This window comes from Arthrobacter sp. Cr_A7 (assembly GCF_029222765.1).
In the GTDB taxonomy this organism is placed as follows: Bacteria; Actinomycetota; Actinomycetes; order Actinomycetales; family Micrococcaceae; genus Arthrobacter.
Genome location: NZ_JARHXQ010000218.1, coordinates 1 through 5,642 on the forward strand (window position 1 = coordinate 1; position 5,642 = coordinate 5,642).

4 protein-coding genes are annotated in these 5,642 nt (G+C 65.8%); 3 read left to right on the forward strand and 1 reads right to left on the reverse strand.

The features are described from left to right. Positions 1–892: Ada metal-binding domain-containing protein (locus P2Q66_RS12905; RefSeq protein ID WP_275728609.1), on the reverse strand; the 892-nt coding region annotated here is incomplete at its 3' end. Positions 893–1,004: 112 nt separating this feature from the next. Between P2Q66_RS12905 and P2Q66_RS12910 the strand changes: the two genes are divergently transcribed. From P2Q66_RS12910 to tyrS, 3 genes are read left to right on the forward strand one after another with little or no spacing between them, the layout of a single operon-like run. Further along, positions 1,005–1,697 carry a DNA-3-methyladenine glycosylase gene (locus P2Q66_RS12910; RefSeq protein ID WP_275728612.1) on the forward strand — a complete coding sequence of 231 codons (693 nt, stop codon included), beginning with the start codon at positions 1,005–1,007 and terminating at the stop codon, positions 1,695–1,697. Between the two features lie 52 nt (positions 1,698–1,749). Then, positions 1,750–3,978 carry an ATP-binding domain-containing protein gene (locus P2Q66_RS12915; protein WP_275728614.1) on the forward strand — a complete coding sequence of 743 codons (2,229 nt, stop codon included), beginning with the start codon at positions 1,750–1,752 and terminating at the stop codon, positions 3,976–3,978. A gap of 24 nt (positions 3,979–4,002) precedes the next feature. Further along, a complete protein-coding gene (gene tyrS, locus P2Q66_RS12920; RefSeq protein WP_275728616.1) occupies positions 4,003–5,316 on the forward strand; it encodes a tyrosine--tRNA ligase in 1,314 nt (437 codons plus the stop codon). Positions 5,317–5,642: the final 326 nt, after the last annotated feature.

A 5,642-nucleotide genomic window follows, 5' to 3' on the forward strand; every position in this document is an offset into this window, starting at 1 on the left:
GCCGGCTGTCCTCCGCGAGGGCGCCGTCGATGGCTTCGGGGTCGGCGTCAAGGTCGAACAACCTGCGGACGCGGCTCAGCAGCGCCGGCAGGTCGCGAAGGTCCACCGCGCCGATGGTGAGGGTCAGGGGCCGCTCCCGGGCGCCGGCGTCGTACTCCACCCTGAAGCGGGCGTCGCCGTGGGGCAGCCGCAGGGTCCGGGCGTAGGACGCAGCCGTCCCTGCCTCGATTCCCGGGATGGCACGCACCGCCAGGAACGTGAAAATGCCGGGATCGAACGGCTTGCGGTAGGGGAGGCTGAGGGTCAGCGCGGTGGAGCCCGCCGCGGATTTTGTGGTCCGTCCGGTCAGGCGCAAGGCCGTGGGGGTCATGTCGAAAACGTCCAGCATGGTTTCGTTGAACTGCCGGACGCTGCTGAAGCCGGCAGCGAACGCGATGTCGGCGAGCTTCATGGATGTGGAAACCAGCAGGGTGCGGGCTGTCTGGGCCCGTCCGGCCCGGGCAAGGGACAGCGGCCCGGCACCCAGCTCCTGCACGAGGATCCGGTTGAGCTGGCGGGAGGAGTAGCCCAGCCGCGCAGCGAGGCCCTCCACGCCGTCCCGGTTGATCACGCCGTCGTTGATCAGGCGCATGGCGCGGCCGGCGACGTCCTGCCGAAGGTTCCAGGCAGGGGTACCGGGAACCGCCTCCGGAAGGCACCGCTTGCAGGCCCGGTAGCCGGCGTCGTGCGCCGCAGCGGACGTCTCGTAGAAGGTGACGTTCGCGGCCTTGGGCGTCCGGGCCGGGCACGAGGGACGGCAATAGATCCCTGTGGTCCGCACGGCAGTGTAGAACTGCCCGTCGAAACGGGTGTCCCGGGCATCGATTGCCCGGTAGCGCTGCCAGAAGTCCATTACTCCATCCTGCCAGCCGCCGGACGCCCCTCCTAGCGGAAATCGGACATGGCCGTGGCCCGCCCGGCAGTGCATTGCGGCTGGACCGCGGGGAATTGGGTAAGGTCTGGCCATGAGCGAAAATCCCTTACCGGCCGGTCCGCCGCTGCGGGAAATCCTCGCCGGCGACGCCCGCGAGCTGGCCCCGAAGCTGCTGGGTGCTGTGCTCACGCACGATTCGCGCGAAGGACCCGTCTCCGTCCGGCTGACCGAGGTGGAAGCCTATCTGGGGCCGGAGGATTCCCTGCACCCTGATCCTGGATCGCACACCTACCGCGGCCCCACGCCCCGCAACGCGCCGATGTTCGGCCCCGCCGGGCACCTGTACGTCTACTTCACCTACGGGATGCACCACTGCACCAACATCGTGTGCGGCCCGGACGGGGTAGCTTCCGCCTTGCTGCTGCGTGCCGGGGAGATCGTGGACGGGGTAGAGCTGGCGCAACGGCGGCGGCCCACGTCCAAGAGCGCGGCAGACCTCGCCAGCGGTCCCGCGCGGCTCGCCAAAGCATTGGGCTTAACGACGGCGGACAGCGGGCGGGACGCCCTGGCGCCACCGTTCGGGCTGGTGCTTCCGTCCGGGCCGGCCGTGCACGTCAGTTCCGGCCCGCGGGTGGGTGTGGCCGGAGCAGGCGGCTCCGATGAGTACTCGTGGCGCTTCTGGATCACCGGGGACCCCACGGTCTCCAAATACAAGGCCGCCCAGCCCAGGAAACCGAAAAACGTGGCCGGGGCGGCCGCTGCAGCCAAATTTCACCAGCGTTAACGGAAATGGTTGTAGAATGGACGGTCTGTCTTTTGCGATAGGGGAACGTTAAATGCTTGACGCCGATTTGGCCCACGAACGGGAGTATGTAGCCGGCCTGTATGCCCGGCTGGAAGAGCTCCGCGAGGAAAAGCGCCGGCAGTTGGCGCAGGTCCGCCGGGCCGGGGCTGTAGGCACCATGCAGAACGTTTCCGAACGTGACGCTTTCGCCGCCCTGTATGAGGACCGCCTGGCGCAGCTGGATGCGGTCGATGACCGGCTGGTCTTCGGACGCCTGGACCTGGACTCGGGCGAAGCGCAGTACATCGGCCGCATCGGCCTCACCACCGAGGACCTCCAGCGGCTCATGGTGGACTGGCGTGCGCCCGAAGCCGGACACTTCTACCAGGCCACAGCGTTTGACCGGCAGGGTGTGCGCCGCCGCCGGCACCTGATCCTGCAGGGCCGCGAGGTCAAGGCCATTGAGGACGACGTCCTGGACGCCGGGATGCTGGCGGACAACGAATCGCTGCAGGGCGAGGGCGCCCTGCTCGCGGCGCTGAACTCCAAGCGGACCGGCCGGATGTCCGACATCGTCAGCACCATCCAGTCGGAGCAGGACCGCATCATCCGTTCCTCCATCTCCGGTGCCCTGGTGGTCCAGGGCGGGCCCGGCACTGGCAAGACCGCCGTGGCGCTGCACCGCGCCGCCTACCTGCTCTACACCCACCGCGACCGGCTCAAAAGCGCAGGCGTGCTGCTGGTGGGCCCGTCGTCGTCGTTCATGAAGTACATCGAACGCGTACTGCCCTCCCTGGGTGAGACCGGCGTGGTCATGGCCAGCCTTGGGCGCCTGATGCCCGGCATCCAGGCCGTCCCGGAACCGGATGCCGCCGTGGCAGCGATCAAGGGCCGCCTGGATATGGCGGACATCGTGGCCAATGCCGTGTCCAACCGGCAGCGGATTCCCGGTGAAAACATGATCCTGCAGGTGGACGGACGGAAGCTGGTGCTGACGCCCCGGCAGGTCCGCCGCGCCCGCGAACGTGCCCGGTCCACCGGGAAGCCGCACAACGAGGCACGGGTGACCTTCGTCAAGATCCTGCTCCGGGAGCTCACGGAACAGCTGACCGACATCGTCGAGGCAGGCAACATCGGCAACAACGCCGACCGCTCCTACCTGGCCGAGGACGTCCGGACGGCGCGCGACGTGCGGATCGCTCTGAACCTGTGCTGGATGCCCATGACGCCGGAGAAGCTGATCTCCGAACTGTTCGGCAAGCCGGCAATCCTGGAGTTCTGCACTCCCAAGCTTTCTTCGGCGGAACGGGCACTGTTGCTGCGTCCCTCGGATGCGCCGTGGACCGAATCCGACGTCCCGCTGCTGGACGAGGCCGCCGAACTGCTCGGCGAGCTGGATCCTGCGGCGGGACGGGGGCTGGCACAGCAGGAGCACGACCGTGCCCGCGACCTTGCCAACGCCAAGCAGACACTCGTCAACATGGAAACCGCCGGGGTTGACGCCCTGATGACGGCCGAAGACCTCGTGGACCAGAACCAGGAACGCGAGGCCAGGCTGACGGCTGCGGAACGTGCCACCAGCGACCGCACCTGGGCTTTCGGGCACATCGTGGTGGACGAGGCCCAGGAGCTTTCGCCCATGCAGTGGCGTCTCCTGGTCCGGCGCTGCCCCCTGAAGTCCTTCACCATCGTGGGGGACATTGCCCAGACCAGCTCTGTGGCCGGCGCCAATTCCTGGCAGGGTGCCCTTGCCCCGATGTTCGGCGACCGGTGGCAGCTGGAGGAGCTGACGGTCAACTACCGGACCCCGTCCCAGATTGCCGAGGCCGCGGTGCGGATGGCCAACGCCGCCGGCCTGGTGGTGTCTGCACCGAAGGCAGTCCGTGAAGGACGCTGGTCGCCCATCATCGATGAAGTGGAGCCGGGCACTCTGGTCAACAGGCTCGTGGAAGTTCTGCCGGAAGAACTTGAAGCGCTCGACGGCGGCCTGCTGGCTGTCATTGCCGAAGGTGACCTTTTGCCGGAAGCCACCGCAGCCCTGCGCGCCGCCTACGGTCGGCGCATCGGCACGGGCGCGGGCAGCTACGAACAGGACATCGTGGTCATCAGCCCCCGGGACGCGAAAGGCCTGGAGTTCGACGGCGTGGTGGTCCTGGAGCCTGCCCGGATGCTCAACCACGAGCACGGCAAGGTGGGCGACCTCTACGTGGCCATGACCCGTGCCACCCAGCGGCTGCGGCTGATAGCCGGAGAACCGGTACCCGCCGGCATCGTCCGCTGAGCCGGTACTGCTAACTTAGAAAGCGTGTCAGAAATCAACAGCGTCGAATCGCAGCAGAACGACCCCACTTTTGCCAACATCTGGCAGGAGCTGAAATGGCGTGGCCTGGTCCACGTCTCCACGGACGAAGCAGAGCTGGAAAAGCTCCTCGCCGGTGGGCCGGTCACCTACTATTGCGGGTTCGATCCCACCGCGCCGAGCCTCCACCTGGGCAACCTGGTCCAGCTGCTCGTGATGCGGCGGCTGCAGCTGGCGGGCCACAAACCGCTGGGACTTGTGGGCGGCTCCACGGGCATGATCGGTGACCCCCGCCCTACGGCGGAACGTACGCTCAACACCAAGGAAACGGTGGCGGAGTGGGTTGGGTACCTTCAGGGCCAGGTGCAGCGGTTCCTCAACTTTGACGGGGACAACGCTGCCCGGATGGTGAACAACCTGGACTGGACCGCGCCGCTGAGCGCCATCGACTTCCTCCGTGAGGTGGGCAAGCACTTCCGGGTGGGCACCATGCTCCGCAAGGATGCCGTCGCTTCGCGACTGAACTCCGATGAAGGCATCAGCTACACGGAGTTCAGCTACCAGATTCTGCAGGGCATGGATTACCTGCAGCTCTACCGCGACTACGGCTGCGTATTGCAGACTGGCGGCTCGGACCAGTGGGGCAACCTCACCAGTGGAACCGAACTGATCCGCAAGGTGGAGGGCAAGAGCGTCCACGCCCTGGGGACGCCTTTGATCACCAACTCGGATGGCACGAAGTTCGGCAAGAGTGAGGGCAACGCCATCTGGCTCGACGCCGGGATGTGCAGCCCCTACGCCTTCTACCAGTTCTGGCTCAACACTGCCGATGCGGATGTGGTGGACCGGCTGAAGGTCTTCACCTTCCTCACCCGCGCGGAGATTGAGGACATCGCCACGGCTGTTGCCGAGCGCCCCTTTGCCCGTGAGGGACAGCGGAAGCTCGCCTTCGAAGTAACGTCCCTCGTTCACGGGGTGGAAGCCACCGAAAAAGTCATTGCCGCCTCGGCCGCCCTCTTTGGAAACGGTGACCTGGCTGCACTGGACAAGTCCACGCTCCAGGCGGCGACGTCCGAGCTTCCGTCCGCCACGGTCCAGGTGGACGCACTCGGAATCATCGATCTCCTTGTTGCCTCCGGGCTTTCGGAAAGCAAGTCTGCTGCCCGGCGCACTGTGGGGGAAGGGGGCGCCTACGTGAACAACGAAAAGGTGCTGGATCCTGAAGCCGTGATTTCCGAGGACGAGCTCCTGCACGGGCAGTACCTGCTGCTCCGCCGGGGCAAGAAGAACCTGGCCACTGTGGAAGTCCTGGTTCCGTAACAGGGGCAGACGCCACCCCCGCTTTGCCACATGCACGCCCCTCCGCAGCCGATTTGCACGGCCGCGGAGGGGCGTGTATTGTTTTCTGAGTCGCCGCCGCTGAGTGGTGACAAACCCCCAACTAATAAGAAGCAATTCTTGATCACGCAGAGCGTGGGTTGAAGAAATGCTTCGCTTTTGGCTGGGCGGATTCATTCCGACAGAGTGAATTCCGGGAAAACAACCGGATTTGCAAAAGCGAGAATGAATGAAATAAGATTGAAACATCGCAGCGAAGAAATACGAAATATGAATTCAGCTTGCTGAATTGTTTCGGGAATATTCGA